At 60.8% G+C, this 15,729-nt stretch carries 12 protein-coding genes; 6 read left to right on the plus strand and 6 right to left on the minus strand.

The genetic code is table 11. The features are described from left to right. Positions 1-70: 70 nt before the first annotated feature. From Q355_RS0108075 to Q355_RS0108085, 3 genes are all read right to left on the minus strand, one after another. Complete coding sequence (locus tag Q355_RS0108075; RefSeq protein ID WP_027877334.1) at positions 71-1,747, minus strand: 30S ribosomal protein S1; 1,677 nt, start codon at positions 1,745-1,747, stop codon at positions 71-73. 270 nt (positions 1,748-2,017) lie between these two features. Continuing rightward, positions 2,018-2,710, minus strand: coding sequence for a molybdenum cofactor biosynthesis protein (locus Q355_RS0108080; protein ID WP_027877335.1), 693 nt, complete (start codon positions 2,708-2,710; stop codon positions 2,018-2,020). Between the two features lie 18 nt (positions 2,711-2,728). Then, positions 2,729-3,664 carry a LexA family protein gene (locus Q355_RS0108085; protein ID WP_027877336.1) on the minus strand — a complete coding sequence of 312 codons (936 nt, stop codon included), beginning with the start codon at positions 3,662-3,664 and terminating at the stop codon, positions 2,729-2,731. Positions 3,665-3,912: 248 nt separating this feature from the next. On the opposite strand from Q355_RS0108085, the gene Q355_RS0108090 reads away from it, so the two are divergent. Both Q355_RS0108090 and Q355_RS0108095 read left to right on the plus strand, forming a co-directional pair. Beyond that, positions 3,913-5,274: an ammonium transporter gene (locus Q355_RS0108090; RefSeq protein ID WP_027877337.1), complete on the plus strand. Its 1,362-nt coding sequence runs from the start codon at positions 3,913-3,915 to the stop codon at positions 5,272-5,274. Between the two features lie 10 nt (positions 5,275-5,284). Beyond that, positions 5,285-5,635 (plus strand): P-II family nitrogen regulator, encoded by a 351-nt coding sequence (locus Q355_RS0108095; RefSeq protein ID WP_027877338.1) that lies wholly within the window; start codon positions 5,285-5,287, stop codon positions 5,633-5,635. Positions 5,636-5,804: 169 nt separating this feature from the next. Here the strand turns inward: Q355_RS0108095 and Q355_RS0108100 are convergent, their stop codons facing one another. After that, positions 5,805-6,059, minus strand: coding sequence for a hypothetical protein (locus tag Q355_RS0108100; protein WP_027877339.1), 255 nt, complete (start codon positions 6,057-6,059; stop codon positions 5,805-5,807). A gap of 264 nt (positions 6,060-6,323) precedes the next feature. Between Q355_RS0108100 and Q355_RS0108105 the strand changes: the two genes are divergently transcribed. After that, positions 6,324-8,528: an MMPL family transporter gene (locus tag Q355_RS0108105; RefSeq protein WP_027877340.1), complete on the plus strand. Its 2,205-nt coding sequence runs from the start codon at positions 6,324-6,326 to the stop codon at positions 8,526-8,528. A gap of 17 nt (positions 8,529-8,545) precedes the next feature. On the opposite strand, the gene Q355_RS0108110 is transcribed toward Q355_RS0108105, so the two are convergent. After that, positions 8,546-9,709, minus strand: coding sequence for an alanyl-tRNA editing protein (locus tag Q355_RS0108110; protein ID WP_027877341.1), 1,164 nt, complete (start codon positions 9,707-9,709; stop codon positions 8,546-8,548). Between the two features lie 42 nt (positions 9,710-9,751). Beyond that, positions 9,752-11,632, minus strand: coding sequence for an ATP-dependent zinc metalloprotease FtsH (ftsH, locus tag Q355_RS0108115; protein ID WP_027877342.1), 1,881 nt, complete (start codon positions 11,630-11,632; stop codon positions 9,752-9,754). Positions 11,633-11,887: 255 nt separating this feature from the next. On the opposite strand from ftsH, the gene dnaK reads away from it, so the two are divergent. The 3 genes from dnaK (at position 11,888) to Q355_RS0108130 (ending at position 15,470) form a co-directional block, all read left to right on the plus strand. Next, the gene (dnaK, locus tag Q355_RS0108120) at positions 11,888-13,759 is read left to right on the plus strand and encodes a molecular chaperone DnaK (protein WP_027877343.1); all 1,872 of its coding nucleotides are present in this window, start codon (positions 11,888-11,890) and stop codon (positions 13,757-13,759) included. 209 nt (positions 13,760-13,968) lie between these two features. Continuing rightward, a complete protein-coding gene (locus tag Q355_RS0108125; RefSeq protein WP_027877344.1) occupies positions 13,969-14,523 on the plus strand; it encodes a nucleotide exchange factor GrpE in 555 nt (184 codons plus the stop codon). 50 nt (positions 14,524-14,573) lie between these two features. Then, entirely contained in the window at positions 14,574-15,470 is an 897-nt protein-coding gene (locus Q355_RS0108130; RefSeq protein WP_027877345.1) for a DnaJ C-terminal domain-containing protein, read from the plus strand. Positions 15,471-15,729: the final 259 nt, after the last annotated feature.

The raw sequence follows: 15,729 nt of genomic DNA on the forward strand, positions 1-15,729 counted from the left end.
TTTGTGCGGTTATATCCAGTGCCTATAAGGAAAAGCCGCCCTCTTGGGGCGGCCTTTCTTGCTGTAAAGGTCAGGCCTTTTCTTTGTCCTTGTCCTGTTCAAGGGTGAGCTGGCTCAGGAGGTCGCCAAAGACGTCGCCCAGCTTCACGTTGGTGTTGGAAGCGGTTGCCACGCTGGGGTCGTAGTTGGTGTAGGCTGCCGCCCCACCACCCAGGCCGTAGTCGTAGTCACGGTCGCGGCCACGGCCTTCGCGGGAACCACCTTTGCCCTTCGCACGCTTGGGGCGCTCGCCATCCTTGCCCTCGCGGCGGCCTTTGCGTCCCTCGCCTTCCTCGCCGCTGGGCGCCCCGACCGCTTGAGGGGGTGGGGTTAGGAGGCGCTTGCGCGAGAGGCTGATGCGCTGCTCTACCGGGTCAATCTGCAGGATGGCGGCCTCGACCTCGTCCCCCTTCTTGAACATTTCAGAGGGCTTCTCGATGCGCTCGTAGGCCAGCTCGGAGACGTGGATCAGGCCTTCGATGCCCGGCTCGATCTCCACAAATACCCCGAAGTCGGTGAGGCCGGTAACCTTGCCCTTGACCGGGGTGCCAGGGGGGTAACGGTCGGGCAGGCTCTTCCAGGGGTCGGGCTGGGTCTGCTTCAGGCCCAGCGAGAGCCGGCGCTCGACGGGGTCGATACGCAGCACCTGGGCCTCCACTTCCTGGCCCTCCTTCAGGATCTCACCGGGGTGCTTGGGGCGCTTGACCCAGGACAGCTCGGAGATGTGAATCAGACCCTCGAGGCCAGGCTCCACTTCCACGAAAGCCCCGAACTGGGTCAGACCTACCACCTTGCCGGTGAGCCTGGAGCCCACGGGGTGCTTTTCCGAAACGGTCAGCCAGGGGTCTTCGCTGAGGGCTTTCATCGAGAGGTTGACCCGCTCGCGCTCGGTGTCCACCGAGAGCACCTTGGCCTTGACGGTCTGGCCCTTTTGCACCACGTCCTTGGGGTGGTTGAAGCGGCCCCAGGTAATCTCGCTGCGGTGTACCAGGCCGTCCACGCCGCCCAGGGCCACAAACACGCCAAACTCGGTTACCTCGACAACCTGCCCTTCGACGATGTCGCCTTCCTTCAGGCTGGCGAGTATCTGGCTGCGGGCCGCCTTTTGTTCAGCTTCCAGAACCGTGCGCCGCGATAGGATAATCCGGCCCTTTTTGCGGTTAAGCTCGATGATTTTGACCAGGAATTTCTGGCCTACATATTCGTCGAGGTCTGGGGTGCGCTTCAGATCCACTTGGCTGGCAGGCAGGAAGGCACGAATTCCTTCGATGGTAGCAACCAGTCCCCCCTTAACCTTTTCCTTCACCTCCACCATCACCGGCTCGCCCTGCTCGTAGAGGGCCTGAATCTTGACCCAGCTCTGGTCGGCTTCGGCCCGTTTTTTGGAGAGCACCACCTGGCCGTTCTCGAGGTCGGCCCGCACCACGTAGGCGGTTACGGTGTCGCCTGGCTTGAGGAGGTTCTTGAGTTCCTCTTCGGGCAGGTTCTCCTCGGTAAGCTGGTTGAACGGAATGATGGCTTCGGTGCGCGCCCCGATGTCTACCATTACGCCATCGTTGGTGACGAGCACCACTTTGCCGCTGACAATCTGGCCGCGCTGGACGGTCTTCTCGAGCCTTGCCTCTGCATCTTGCAGGGCTTGCTCCATGCTAAAAACTTGGGGTTCTTTTCCAGTTTCCACTGGAGTCTGGGTAGCTTGGTCTTCCATTCGCCTGTTTCCTCTCTGCCTTTGCCGTTTATCGCGCCAAAACCCCGCCCAGATTGCTCTGGGGCTGGGTTTTTGTGGTCTGCGCGACGGATTGTCTCCCCAGGGGTACTAAACCCTATGCTGAGACATACCTGTCATTTATAGCACAGGTGTTCGCATTTGTCCAACGCGACAACCCAATTGGCTATGTGTGGATAGCCAGTCTGGGGCGGGCTTTCTCATATTTCAGGGCTATGCCCGGCGGTGTGGTCGGTGGAATGGCCTGCAGGGCTAAAGCCGGTGCCCTTCGGGTGCGTGCCCTTCTACCCAATAGGAGCCATCGGGCAGAAATTCTTTCTTCCACACCGGTAGAATCTGCTTGACCCGCTCAATGGCGTAGCGACAGGCCTCGAAGGCCTCGGGGCGGTGGGGCGCCGAGACCACAATCAGGATGGAGCCTTCGCTGGGGAGAACCCGGCCCAGGCGGTGCCAGAGCGCCACCCGGCCCAGCACCCAGCGCGCGCGCATCTCGGCAATAATTTGCTGCATGACCTTTTCGGCCATGCTGGGGTAGGCTTCGTATTCCAGGTGGGTGACGGCCAGGCCTTTGTTGGGGCTGCGGGTGGTGCCCAGAAAGCTGATGACTGCGCCATAGGGGTCGTCGGAGGCCCAGTCTACCCAGGGTTGCACGGCCAAAGCCTGGTAGGTTAGGCCAAAGCTGTCGTTGGCGGTTACCTGGCTTTGTGTGGAGCCACCCGACACCGGGGGTAAGAAAGCTAGCTCGTCGCCGTCTTTCAGGGGGTCGCTGGGCTGAGCGAGCTGCTCGTTGATGGCAGCCAGCCCACCGGTGAGCTGTAAGGGGTACTGGGCTTCCAGCAGGGCTTTGGCATCGGCAACGCTCGAGCCTTCGGGCAGCTCGAGCTGCAGCCGGGCCTGCCCTGCTTGCTCACGGTAAAGGGCAAATAACAATACCTGTACACGCATAGTTAAAGATTGTCTGGATTAATGGGCCGGGTGTCCAGAACCGGGCGCCCACTTTCCCATGTAGACCTGGCTCATGGTAAAAGCCACCGATAAGGCCCTTTCGTAGCGCATACGCACCGGCCCCAGAAGCGTAAGCTCGCCCACCTGGTCGTTAACTTTGATGCCGGCCTGCACCAGCGAAAGCCCTTCCTCCTCACCCACCCGAACGTTCATGCCGCCTGGGGGGGTAAAGGTGGGGTCGCTGGGGGCCTCGAATACCGCAATGGCCTGGCGCAAGAACAGGGGGTTCTGGGCTTCCGGCTCGCTCAGCAAGAGGCCCATTCCCTCGCGGTACTCCTCCTGGCTACCCTGGGCAAAGGCCCTTCCGATGGATTCGAATAGCTCCATCATGGCCGGTGTGCTGGCCCTGATTGGCTCGGCGGCTTTGTACAGGCGCTGCTCTGCTTCGTTGAGCTGTGCTTCGGTGGGCGTGAAGGACAGCTCGACGCGGGCCTCGCGCACCCGCCCACCTTCCAGAACCGCAACCGCCAGTACCTTACCGGGTGTCAGGTTGGAAAGGTGCACCTGCAACAGTTTGGGTGCACGCTGGGGCCGCAGCCGCAGCATGGCCGGGTAGCCGGCGAGCTTGGAAGCCACCTGCACCAGCAGTGTTTCCCGCCTCGAGCCAGCCCCATCCAGCACCTGGGCCAGCTTGTCCAGCGTGGCCTGGGGTAGGGGGCTGGGTGGCAGTTTGGAGAGCGCATAGTGGCGGAAGCCGGCGCGGGTGGGGACGCGCCCGGCTGAGGTGTGGGGCTTGCCGATTAGACCTTGCTGCTCGAGCTCAATCAGCTCGTACCGCACCGTAGCAGGCGACAGCGACAATTGCTGGGCCAAGACCCCCGAAGCTACTGGGGCCTGGGTCTGGATATAGCTATCCACCAGAAGGTGCAGTATGCGCCGTTGCCGTTCGGTCATGTTCAACTTCTAGTTTAGAACCAAACCGGCCTTTGGGGGTATGTCGGGTTGCATTTGTGGGGGTGAGGGCCACGGGGATTCCGAGTCGGCTGTGCGCGTGTATACATATTGCACAAAATAATCAAACAATCAACAAATGTATCGAACTAATCTGCAATATGTAATCAAAAATATGAACATTTGTTACAGAACATATTGACATTTTGCATAACATACCGTTAGCCTTTTGCTCAGGAGGTGAAGGGTTGATGAAAAACCTTCGAATACCGTTGTTTCTACTGGCCCTGCTAGGAAGTCTGGCTTTTGCCGAGGACCTCGAGTTCAGCGCTGCCGATACCGCCTGGATGCTGGTGGCTACCGGCCTGGTGCTGCTGATGACCCCCGCGCTGGCTTTCTTTTATGGGGGGCTGGTGCGCTCCAAGAACGCGCTCAACACCATGATGATGAGCTTCTCGGCGCTGGGCTTCGTGGCGGTTGCCTGGGCTTTGCTGGGCTATACCCTGGCGCTCTCAGGTGAGGGCAACTTTATCGGCGACCTGCGCTACTTGTTCCTGAACAACGTCGGCCTGGAGAATAAAGGGGCCATCGCGGATATCAGCATCCCCCACATGCTCTGGATGATCTTCCAGGGTACTTTTGCCATCATCACGGCTGCCCTTATTTCGGGCGCGGTGGTAGAGCGGATGCGCTTCCCGGCCTTTTTACTGTTCATCACCCTGTGGAGCCTCTTCGTTTATGCCCCCCTTGCCAAGTGGGTCTGGGGCGGCGGCTTCCTGGCCGACCTGGGGGCGTGGGACTTTGCCGGCGGTACGGTGGTGCACATCAACTCGGGGATCGCCGCCTTAGTAGCAGCCCTGGTACTGGGGGCCCGTAAAGACTTTGGGCGGCAGGCCATCCTGCCCCACAACGTGCCCTTTGTGCTTCTGGGAGCGGCCTTGTTGTGGTTCGGCTGGTTCGGTTTTAATGCCGGCAGCGCCTGGGCGGCCAGCGCAACCGCTGGCCTGGCCCTGACCAACACCATTCTGGCTCCGGCGGCTACCATTGTGGCCTGGTCGCTGATCGACCTTGGACGCACAGGCCGCGTGACCGCTGTGGGTCTGGCCACCGCCATTGTGGTGGGCCTGGTGGTGATAACCCCTGCGGCTGCTTTTGTCTCACCCCTCTTTGCCCTGGCGATGGGTGCGATTGGGGCTTTCCCGAGCTACTACGTGCTGCTGTGGCGGGCCAGGAGCGGCCTGGACGACTCGCTCGATGTGTTCGCCGCTCACGGTGTGGGTGGCATCACCGGTGCCATCCTGACCGGGGTTTTTGCGCAGAAATCGGTCAACGGTTTGTTTGACGGCTTAATTGCTGGCAATCCCGCTCAGGTGCTGATTCAGGCTTTTGCTGTGCTAATCGCGGTGGTTTTCAGCGCTGCCATGACCTTTGTGCTGCTGAAGTTGGTGGGGGCCATTATTCCGCTCAAGGCCGCAGCCAAGGAAGAAGGGGTGGGTATGGACATCACCCAGCACGGCGAAGAGGCCTACACCAGTGGCGAGGGCGCAATTTTGCTTAAGAGCGAAACCCCTGTGCCAGTGGCCAGGCCCAAGCCTGCGGGTGGTACCGACTAAGGAGGGTATCGTGAAATTGATTGTTGCTATCGTCCGCAGCGAGAAGCTCAACGATGTTCTGGAAGCCCTCTTTAAAGCCGAGGTGCGGGGCCTGTCGATTAGCCGGGTACAGGGCCACGGTGGCGAGACTGAGCGGGTCGAGACCTACCGGGGTACTACCGTCAAGATGGAGCTTTCGGAGAAGGTGCGGCTGGAAATCGGCGTCTCGGATCACTTCGTGGAGCCAACGGTGCGGGCCATTATGGAGGGGGCGCGTACTGGCGAAGTGGGTGACGGCAAAATTTTCGTGCTGCCAGTAGAAAAGGTCTACCGCATTCGCACTGGCGAGCAAGACACTGCTGCCGTCACGCCGGTTTCATAAAGCCTTTTGCTGTCGTTGCGCCAGGGTAGATTGGCAAAACCCCGCGGAATGAGTATATGCGTGCCTGGCGCAATTCCTAAAGCGATCTTTCGGAACAGTAGCTTGCATTTCAACTCTGGAGAAACTACTTTGCCAGGTGGACACCACCTGGCTTTTTTGTCGAATCGGCTCAGTTTAACCAGCGGTTTCGCTGATAGGGGCAGCGGGCCATTTCGGGGCATTTTCGCCTGCCCTGGCGCAAGGCGGCGGCTTCGGAGGGGTTGAGCACATCTTTGCAGATAGGGCACCTTTCGGGCCTGTGCAGCAGCCGCATACTGCGCGGGCCGAACCGGGCGCTAAAGCCTGCTGGCAGCACCCCCCGCAACACCCGGAAGAGAAAATAGAACACCAGGCCCAGCAGCAGCGCAGCTACAATCAAATCCATCGAGGTATAGTATGACCCCTGGGAGCGATTCCCTCGAGTATCCGGTACGACAGTTGCTGTATTGCGCCGCAGGCCAGGCAGCGTACACCTGGGTGTGGAGACGAGAAACCCAAAGGCAGGGCACAGGGGCCTGCGGGGGCTCTTGCTGCAGCACCGAGTGTTTTACTGGGGTGCGGATAGGCTGCTAGGGCAAACCGAACAATTGCAGTTTTCACCCTTGTCTTCTTGTGAAGAAAAGAGCATATTGAGCAAGTTTTTGCTGATATGTTTGCCCGTCTTGCTCAACTGGTTACCCGCTACCCTGTTCAGGTCATTCTGGTATGGGTTGCGCTGGTGCTGCTGGCCGTACCTGCGGCCCGCCTGGCCCCGCAAGGTCTGGTGGCCAATGCCAGCGATGTGAAAAACAGCGAAGCCCAGAAGGTGATAAAGCTTCTGGCCGAGGACTTTGCTCTACCTTGGGTTGACCGCACGGTGCTGGTAAGCGAATCCAGCCTGCCCGAAAGCGATCCCCGTTTTCGCCAGGCGTACAACCAATTAATTGCCAGGATAGCGGGGCTCGAGGGTGTAGTCCGCTTGAGCCGCTACGACGCACCCAGCCCTTTGCAGCAAAAAAGCGCCGACGGCAAAGTGACCGCAACCCTTCTGGATACCCGTCTGGAAGACGGAGAGGCCGTGATTGAGGCCCTGCGGCGCGAGGCCCGTGCAGCCCAGACCCCCGAAATTCGCTTTTATGTGACGGGGGCTACCGCCGTTACCAAAGACTTTTTGCATTTGCTGGAAGCCGATGTCAAGCGCAGCGAACTAATGGCCCTTCCCCTGACCGGGCTGGTCTTGCTGCTGGCCTTTGGGGCCCTGGTGGCCAGCGGGCTACCCCTGATGGTGGGGGTGGTGGCCATCACCACGGGTTTGGCCTGCCTGTATTTTCTGACGCAGTTTGGCGAGGTCAGCAGTTTTGCTCTTTCGGTGATTACCATGCTGGCCCTGGGGGCGGGAATCGACTACGCCCTTTTGATGGTCAACCGCTTTCGCGAGGAGCTGGCTTCTGGCCGTTCGGCGCAGGCTGCAGCAGCCATCACCGCCCGAACCGCCGGGCGGACGGTGGCCTCGAGCGGGCTGGTGGTGGCCATTGCCATGGGGGCCCTGCTGGTGCCCGACCTGACCTTTATTCGTTCGATGGGGGTGGGTGGGGTAATGTCCATTGCCCTGACGGTGCTGGCCTCGATTACCCTGCTTCCGGCCATCCTTTCGTTGCTGGGCGAACGGGTTAACTCACCGCGCCGCTGGTCTTTCCGGGCTACCAGCAGCGGCCAGGCCAGCCCCTTCTGGGGCCGCTGGGCCGGGAAGGTGACGCGGCACCCCTGGATGTGGTCGTTTGGGGTGGCCGGGCTGCTTTTGGCGCTGGCCTGGCCGATGACCCAGATGAAGCTGGGCTATACCGGTGCTTTTGGGCTGGGGCCTAATGTGGAGTCGCGCAAGGGCCTCGAGCTCATCCGGCAGCTCGAGCTGGGCGGGGCCTTGGATGCTTTCGAGGTGCTGCTCGACCTGGGCCAGGAGGGTTTCACCCCGGAAAACCGGGCCCGCTGGCGCGACCTCGAGGCCCGCATCTCAGCCTGGCCCGAGGTGCGGCTGGTGATCTCACCCTTTCTGGCTGGGCGGCAAGAGGCCCAGGGCGGATTTGCCGAGCTGGTGGGCCTATCCAGCCAGTACATCAGCCACAACCGCCGCTACCTGCGCCTGACTGTTATCCCCCGGGACGCTGTTCGTGCGCCCGATATCCCCGACTGGTACGCAAGGCTCAAACAGGAAGCCAGAAGCGCCGGCTTCCAGCAAGTGCTGCTGGGGGGTGCGCCGGTGGGTTCGATGGAGTTTACCCAGGCCCTGGTGGGGGCCATGCCTGCGGCCATCGGGACGGTTTTTGTGGCGACCTTTGTCCTGCTGGCGGCTGCTTTCCGCAGCCTGGTGATTCCCATCAAGTCCATCCTGATGAACACCCTCACGGTGGGGGCGGCCTACGGCCTGATTACCCTTATCTTCCAGGAGGGCTGGGGGGCTGGGCTGGTGGGGGCCCCGACCGATGTGGGGGGCATAGATAGCTCGCTGCCCATTGTGCTTTTTGCAGTGATCTTCGGCCTCTCGATGGACTACGAAATCTTTCTGCTTTCCCGCGTGCAGGAGGCCCACCTGGCCGGCATGGACACCCCTCAGGCTGTGCGCTATGCCCTGGAGCGCACCGCGGGGGTGATTACCAGCGCGGCCCTGATCATGATTATTGCGTTCTCGGCTTTTGTTTTTGGGCAGGTGGTGGCCAACAAGACCATTGGCCTGGGCCTGGCTTTTGCGGTCTTGCTCGACGCCACCCTGGTACGTCTGGTGCTGGTGCCGGCGGTGCTGGTGCTGGCAGGGCGGTGGAACTGGTGGCTGCCCGAACCCCTGCGGCGGGTCATGCCAAAAGTGAGCCTCGAGCCCTGAAGAGGGGTGCTCTGGCTTCACTGCGCGATGGCTTTGAAGGCCTCGAGGGCTTTGGGCAGTGCGGCCAGGGGCAGCACCCCCAGCTTGACCAGAGCCCCCCCGCCCCTGGCCCCCAGGGGTTTTAGGGCTTGCTCCCAGATGGCTTGCAGGTCCTCAGAGCGGGTGGGGTGTTTGAGCAGTACGTAGCGGGCTTTGTCCTCGGCCTGGGCAACCAGCAGGGCCAGTACCCCCGGCCACTCGGCCAGGCGCTTGCCCACCATCTCCAGCACCGTGTGGGGAACCTGGGCGGCCATGGTCAGGCTGGGGAACTCAGCCAGCAGCTCGCGCATGATGCGCTCGGCCAGCTCGTCTTTGAGGGCGGTGTTTTCGGCCCGTACCCTGTACCACTCCTCGCGTAGGTTGCCGATGGGCTTTTCCAGTTCAAGGGGACTCGAGCTAAACTTCTCGCCCAGGCGGGCCAGCAGGCGGTGCTCCTGGTCGAAAAGCTCGAGGGCCTCCCAGCCCGCCACAAAGTAGATGCGTGTGCCGCCTTTGTAGCGCTCGAAGCGGGTTATTTTGATGGGGCCGGCTTCGCCCGTGCGGGCCACGTGCAGGCCGCCGCAGGCCACTTTGTCCCAGCCTTCTATCTCCACCACCCGGATGGTTCCAGTCACCTTGGGAGCGCGGCGCAGGCCGTGGTCTGGAATATCTTTATCTTCGATGAAATAGGAGCGAACCACCGTATTGGCATACACTGCCCAGTTGGCCAGGGCCTCGGCTTGCCGAACCACGGCCTCGCTGGGCTCGCCATCAAAGTCCATGGTGCAGACCGGACTGCTCATGTTGACCGCCACCACGTTCCAGCCCGCGGCCCGCAAAAAAGCCTGGCCTAGCATGTGTTCGGCAGTGTGGCGCTGCATGTGCCGGTAACGCCGGGCCCAGTCGAGCTTGCCCACCACGCTCTGCCCTTCGGAGAGGGGGCTTTCCAGGCGGTGAATGATGTTGCCGCTGGCCTTGGCTTCCTCGAGCACCTCCAGCACCGCCACCCCCCCCAGGCTGCCAGTATCGCAGGCCTGGCCGCCCGAGGTGGGGTAAAAGAGGGTGTGGTCGAGCACCGCGTAGTGCTGCCCGCCTATGCTCCAGGCCCGCACCACCCGGGCCTCGAACTCACTGGCGTAAGGTTGTTCCCAGTAGCCGCGCACGCTGACAGCTTACCCAAAAAAGCCCAGACCTTTGCCAGGGCATCAGGCCCCGCCCAGGTTGGGCTTGATCTTGGGCACAACCCGCGGGGGCTCTTTTTCTTCTTTGTCTTTGGGGGGTTCGCCGGAGGCCTCGAGGCTTTCCAGCTCCTGGCCTTCCACCACCCGCACAAACTCCTCGGCATTCAGGGTCTCGCGCTCGAGCAGCACCCGCGCCACCCGCTCGAGCACCTCTCTTTTCTCGGTGAGCAGGTGCAGTATCCGGTCGTGCTGCTCTTGCAGTAGTTTTTGCACGGCCTCGTCAATGCGCCGGGCGGTGTCTTCGGAGTACTGCCGGGTGTCGTAGCCGCCCAGGTAGGTGTCCTCGCGCACCTGATAGGCCACCATGCCAAAGTCGGGGTGCATACCCCACTCGGTAATCATGCGCCGGGCCAGGTCGGTGGCCTGACGGAAGTCGTTCTCGGCACCGGTGGTTACGTCGTCGAAAATCAGCTCCTCGGCCACCCGGCCCGCCAGGGCCACGGCGATCTGGTCGGTCAGGCGCTTTTTGCTCCAGTGCAGGGTGTCCTGGCGGCTGGGCATCATAAAGCCCATGGCCCGACCCCGCGGCACAATGGTTACCTTGTGCACATTGTCGGCATGCTCGAGGAAGTGCGCGGCCAGGGCGTGTCCGGCCTCGTGGTAGGCGGTTACCTCGCGGTCTTTTTGGGTAATCACCATGCTCTTTTTGGCCGGGCCCATCACCACCCGGTCGGCGGCTTCTTCCAGGTCTTTCATGGTGATTTTCTTGCGGCCATCGCGGGCGGCCAGCAGGGCGGCCTCGTTGAGCAGGTTCTCCAGATCGGCCCCCACAAACCCAGGGGTGCGCTTGGCCAGCAGGGCCAGATCCACGTCTTCGGCCAGAGGCTTGCCCTTGGCGTGAATCTTGAGGATTTGTTCGCGGCCCCGCACATCGGGGGCGTCTATAGCCACCTGACGGTCGAAGCGGCCTGGCCGCAAGAGGGCGGGGTCGAGCACGTCGGGGCGGTTGGTGGCGGCCATAATGATGATGCTGGTATCTTTCTCGAAGCCGTCGAGCTCAACCAGGAGCTGGTTGAGGGTCTGCTCGCGCTCGTCGTTGCCGCCCCCCATTCCGCCCCCACGTCGGCGGCCCACGGCGTCAATCTCATCGATAAAGATGATGCAGGGGGCGTGGCGTTTGGCGGTCTCGAACAGGTCGCGTACCCGGGCTGCCCCCACCCCCACGAACATCTCTACAAAGTCCGAGCCCGAAGCGGCGATAAAGGGCACTTTGGCCTCACCCGCCACCGCCCGCGCAATGTGGGTTTTGCCTGAGCCCGGCGGTCCAACCAGCAGCACCCCTTTGGGGATGCGGGCCCCCATCTCGTGAAAGCGGCCCGGGGCTTTGAGAAACTCCACGATTTCTTTGAGTTCCTCTTTGGCCTCCTCGCACCCGGCCACGTCTTTAAAGCTGGTTTTGGGTGCTTCGGTCAGCACCTTGGCCCGGCTCTTGGTGAAGCTAAAGGCGTTGTCGCCCGAAGGGCCACGGTTGCGGGAAAAGAAGATGAAAATGCCTATTAATAAACCGATGAGCAAAAGCGGAACAAGGAAGCCAAGCAAGGGATTTTCTCGTTTGGGTGCAGCAATCTCTACCTGGATTTTCTTTTCTCCCCATTCGCGAATGGTGCTGGTGTCAACCGGGCCTGGCGCAAAGGTGATGTACTGGTCGCCGTCTTCCCGGCGGGTTATGCTTAGCTGCCGTCCATCTACCGCAATTTTAGCTACCCGACCCTGGTCAATTTCGTTAAGAAAAGTGGTATAGGCCACCTGATTGGCGGGCTGCTGATTGGCGGTCAGGCTAAAGGCCCAGGCAATCACAATAGCAGCAAGTAAGATAAACCATAAGTTGAGCGGCAGGCGGTTCATTGTTTTTTTAGCGTACACTGATTCGCGGGTACAAAGGTAGTTAAAAGAACTGTGTTGTCTAAGGTATCGGATATGCCCTCGAGAATGGATCAGGGTTACTTTCGTGGCCGAGTTATGGCAACCCTGGCCTGATGGGATAGGTTCCACGGGCTGACAAACTTGATAATGGTAGACTCAACTCTATTGACTATAACTCTAATAGAAGCTATCATATTTAGTAAGTGAGCCGTGCTTAGTGCGGCCATTGGAGGATATATGGCAAAAGCCGTAGGAATTGACTTAGGAACGACCAATAGCGTAATCGCCATCATGGAAGGTGGTAGCCCGGTGGTGCTGGAAAACGCCGAAGGCGAGCGCACCACCCCAAGTGTGGTGGCCTACAAGGGGAACGACCAGCTGGTAGGCCGGGTGGCCCGTCGCCAGGCCGTGCTTAACCCCGAGGGCACCGTGTTCGAGATTAAGCGCTTCATTGGGCGCCGGTGGGAAGAGGTGCAGGATGAAGCCAAGCGGGTGCCCTATAAGGTGGTTAAGGGCCCCGACGGTGGGGTTCGGGTAGACATTGCAGGCAAGCTGTACACCCCCGAAGAAATATCGGCCATGATTCTGCGCAAGCTGGTAGATGACGCCTCTAAGAAGCTGGGCGAGAAGATTACCAAGGCGGTCATTACCGTACCGGCCTACTTCAACAACGCCCAGCGCGAGGCCACCGCCAACGCGGGTAAGATTGCCGGCCTCGAGGTCTTGCGCATCGTCAACGAGCCCACTGCCGCCGCACTGGCTTACGGGCTGGATAAGAAAGGCCACGAGACCGTGCTGGTCTTCGACCTGGGGGGCGGTACCTTCGATGTGACGGTGCTGGAGATTGGCGATGGTGTTTTTGAAGTCAAATCGACTGCGGGGGATACCCACCTGGGTGGCTCCGACTTTGACCACACAATCGTGAACTGGCTGGCCGAGGAGTTCAAGAAGGAGTCGGGCGGGGTGGATCTAAAGGCCGACCGGCAGGCCCTGCAGCGCCTGATTGAGGCAGCCGAGAAGGCCAAAATTGAGCTCTCGGCGGTGACCGAGACCACCATCAGCCTGCCCTTCATCGGCCTCGACCCGGTCTCCAAGACCCCTTTGCACCTCGAGCGTAAGCTCACCCGGGCCAAGTTCGAGGAGCTGATTCAGCCCCTGCTGAAGAAAATTCGCGGTCCGGTGGAGCAAGCCCTGCGCGATGCGGGCCTGAATGCCAGCCAGATTGACGAGGTGCTGCTGGTGGGTGGTTCTACCCGTGTGCCGGCGGTGCAGCAGATTGTGAAAGAGATGCTGGGCAAGGAGCCCAACCGCAGCGTCAACCCCGACGAGGTGGTGGCCCTGGGTGCTGCGGTGCAGGCCGGTGTGCTGACCGGGCAGGTGGAAGATGTGGTGCTGCTGGACGTAACCCCGCTCTCGCTGGGTGTGGAAACCAAAGGTGGAGTCTGCACGGTGCTGATTCCACGCAACACCACCGTGCCGACCCGCAAGTCGGAAATCTTCACCACCGCCGAGCACAACCAGCCCTCGGTGGAGATCCACGTGCTGCAGGGTGAGCGCCCCATGGCCGCCGACAACAAGAGCCTGGGCCGCTTCCGCCTGGACGGCATCCCGCCCATGCCTGCTGGCATGCCCCAAATTGAAGTCACCTTCGATATTGACGCCAACGGCATCTTGCACGTAACTGCTAAAGAGAAGTCCAGCGGTAAGGAAGCTTCCATCACCATCCAGAACACCACCACCCTCTCCGAGCAGGAGATCGAGCGGATGGTCAAGGAAGCCGAGGCCAACGCCGAAGCCGACCGCAAACGTAAAGAGCACGCTGAACTCAAGAACAACCTTGATACCGCGCGCATCCAGGCTGAGCGGGTGATGAGCGAGAAGGAAAGCACCCCCGAGGCCAAGAGCCGCCTCGAGGCCGCTGTGAGCAAGGCCAAGTCCCTGGTGGATACCGACGGTTCCGACGCTGAGTTGCGCCAGGCTACCGAGGAGTTGCTGGCGGCGCTGCAGGCCTACGAGCAGGCTTCGGCAGTGGGTGCAGGTAGCCAGGCCCAGGGCAGCACCCCCAAGTCCGATGACGTGATTGATGCCGACTACAAACCGGCTGACTAAGCCGCAGAAGGTGGGGTGGGGGGAAGGCTGGCTGAGCCGTACCCTGCGCCCCACCTTCGGCCCTTTATACCAGATTCGGTTAGTTCGTCACCGAACGGTGACGAACTAACCCGACCGAAGGGAGTGCTCTAGGATTCAAAAAGATAGCCCCTTGATGTTTTTCGTTTGAAGAGTATCTTTTTGAATCCGGTATTACAGAGGTGCGATGTATGGAGAACAAAGAGACTGCGGTCGAATCCCCAGAGGTACAAAACGATATACCCGAAGTGGAGCGCCTCAAGGGCGAAGTGGAGTTTTTGAAGGCGGAGCTCGAGGCCTCCAAGAACAAATTCCTGCGCCTGTACGCCGACTTTGAAAACTACAAGAAGCGCATGCTGCACGAGCTTGAAGCCGCCCAACGCAGCGGTAGGTTCGATGCCGTACGGGCACTTTTGGGAACCCTGGACGACCTCGAGCGGGCTTTGGGTTTTGCCAGCGTGAAGCCCGAAGATCTGATTCCGGGTGTCAGGAGCGTGCTGGAAAACTTTGCCCGTAACCTCAAAAGCCTCGGTGTCGAGCCGGTGCCGGGGGCGGGCGCCGAGTTTGACCCGCGCTACCACGAGGCCATCGGAGCCGTAGAGGGCGAAGAGGGCAAGGTGGTGCACGTCTACCAGCAGGGCTTCAAGTATGGCGACCTGCTGGTGCGGCCTGCGCGGGTGGTGGTTGGCAACGGTGCTAAGCCCGAGGGGGCTGAAGACCAGAAACCGGGTGCTGAAAGCAGTTAGCCCCTGGTTTTCGGCCCTCGAGCCCGAGCTTTACTCGCAAAGGTGAGACTATGGCCTACAAAGACTATTACAATATCCTTGGAGTTTCTAAAAACGCCTCCGAAGACGAGATAAAGAAGGCGTTTAAGAAGCTGGCTCGCAAGTATCACCCGGATGTGAGCAAAGAGCCGGGGGCCGAAGAGAAGTTTAAAGAGATTAACGAAGCCTACACGGTTCTGTCCGACCCGGAAAAGCGCCGCTACTACGACACCTACGGCACAGATGCCGGTAGTGCAGGCTGGCAGGGCCCCCCGCCAGGCCAGGGTGGATTTGGGGGCTTTAGCGGGAATGTAGGGGATTTCTCCGACTTCTTCCAGCAGCTCTTTGGCAACCTGGGCGGCACCGGCGTTCAGGGCGGCTTTGCTGGCTTTGGCGACCTGTTTGAGCAGGCTCCGCGCCGCGGCCGGGGTTCGCGGGTGGCCAGCGACCTCGAGGCCGAACTACCCCTGGGCCTCGAGGAGGCCTACAAGGGCGGCGAAAAAACCATTTCCATTGGTTCTGAGCGCCTGACCGTGCGCATTCCAGCGGGGGTGCGGGATGGCCAGAAGATTCGTCTGGCCGGAAAAGGGCGTGCGGGGGGCGACCTGTACCTGAACGTCAAGCTGCAATCCAGGCCCGATATGCGCCTGGAGGGCGACGACATCTACACCGTTGTGGACGTGCCGGCACCCATTGCGGTGGTAGGGGGCAAGGTGCGGGTGCAGACCCTCGACGGCCCGGTAGAAATCACCATTCCCAAGCGAACCCAAACCGGACGCAAGCTGCGCCTGACCGGCAAAGGCTGGCCGCGCAAAGACAAAAGCCGGGGGGATCAGTACGCCGAGGTTCGCGTGACCATTCCGACCCACCCCAGCCCCGAAGAAGAGCGCCTGTATGCCCAGCTGGCCGAGCTGAGCAAAGCCCACTAATATGAACCCCACCTGAAGCTTCCTGTTTAGGGCAGGTCAAAGCCGACCGGATGCAAGGGCAGCTCCTAGCGCAGCTTCAGGTGGGGGCCCCAACAAAAAGAACAAATCAAAGACATTTAATACCAGATTCGGTTAGTTCGTCACCGAATGGTGACGAACTAACCCGACCGAAGGGAGTGCTCTAGGATTCAAAAAGATAGCCTCTTAGCGCTTTTTGTTTGAAGATTATCTTTTTGAATCCGGTATAATACCTCCTGGG

Source organism: Meiothermus cerbereus DSM 11376, from assembly GCF_000620065.1.
Lineage (GTDB): Bacteria > Deinococcota > Deinococci > Deinococcales > Thermaceae > Meiothermus > Meiothermus cerbereus.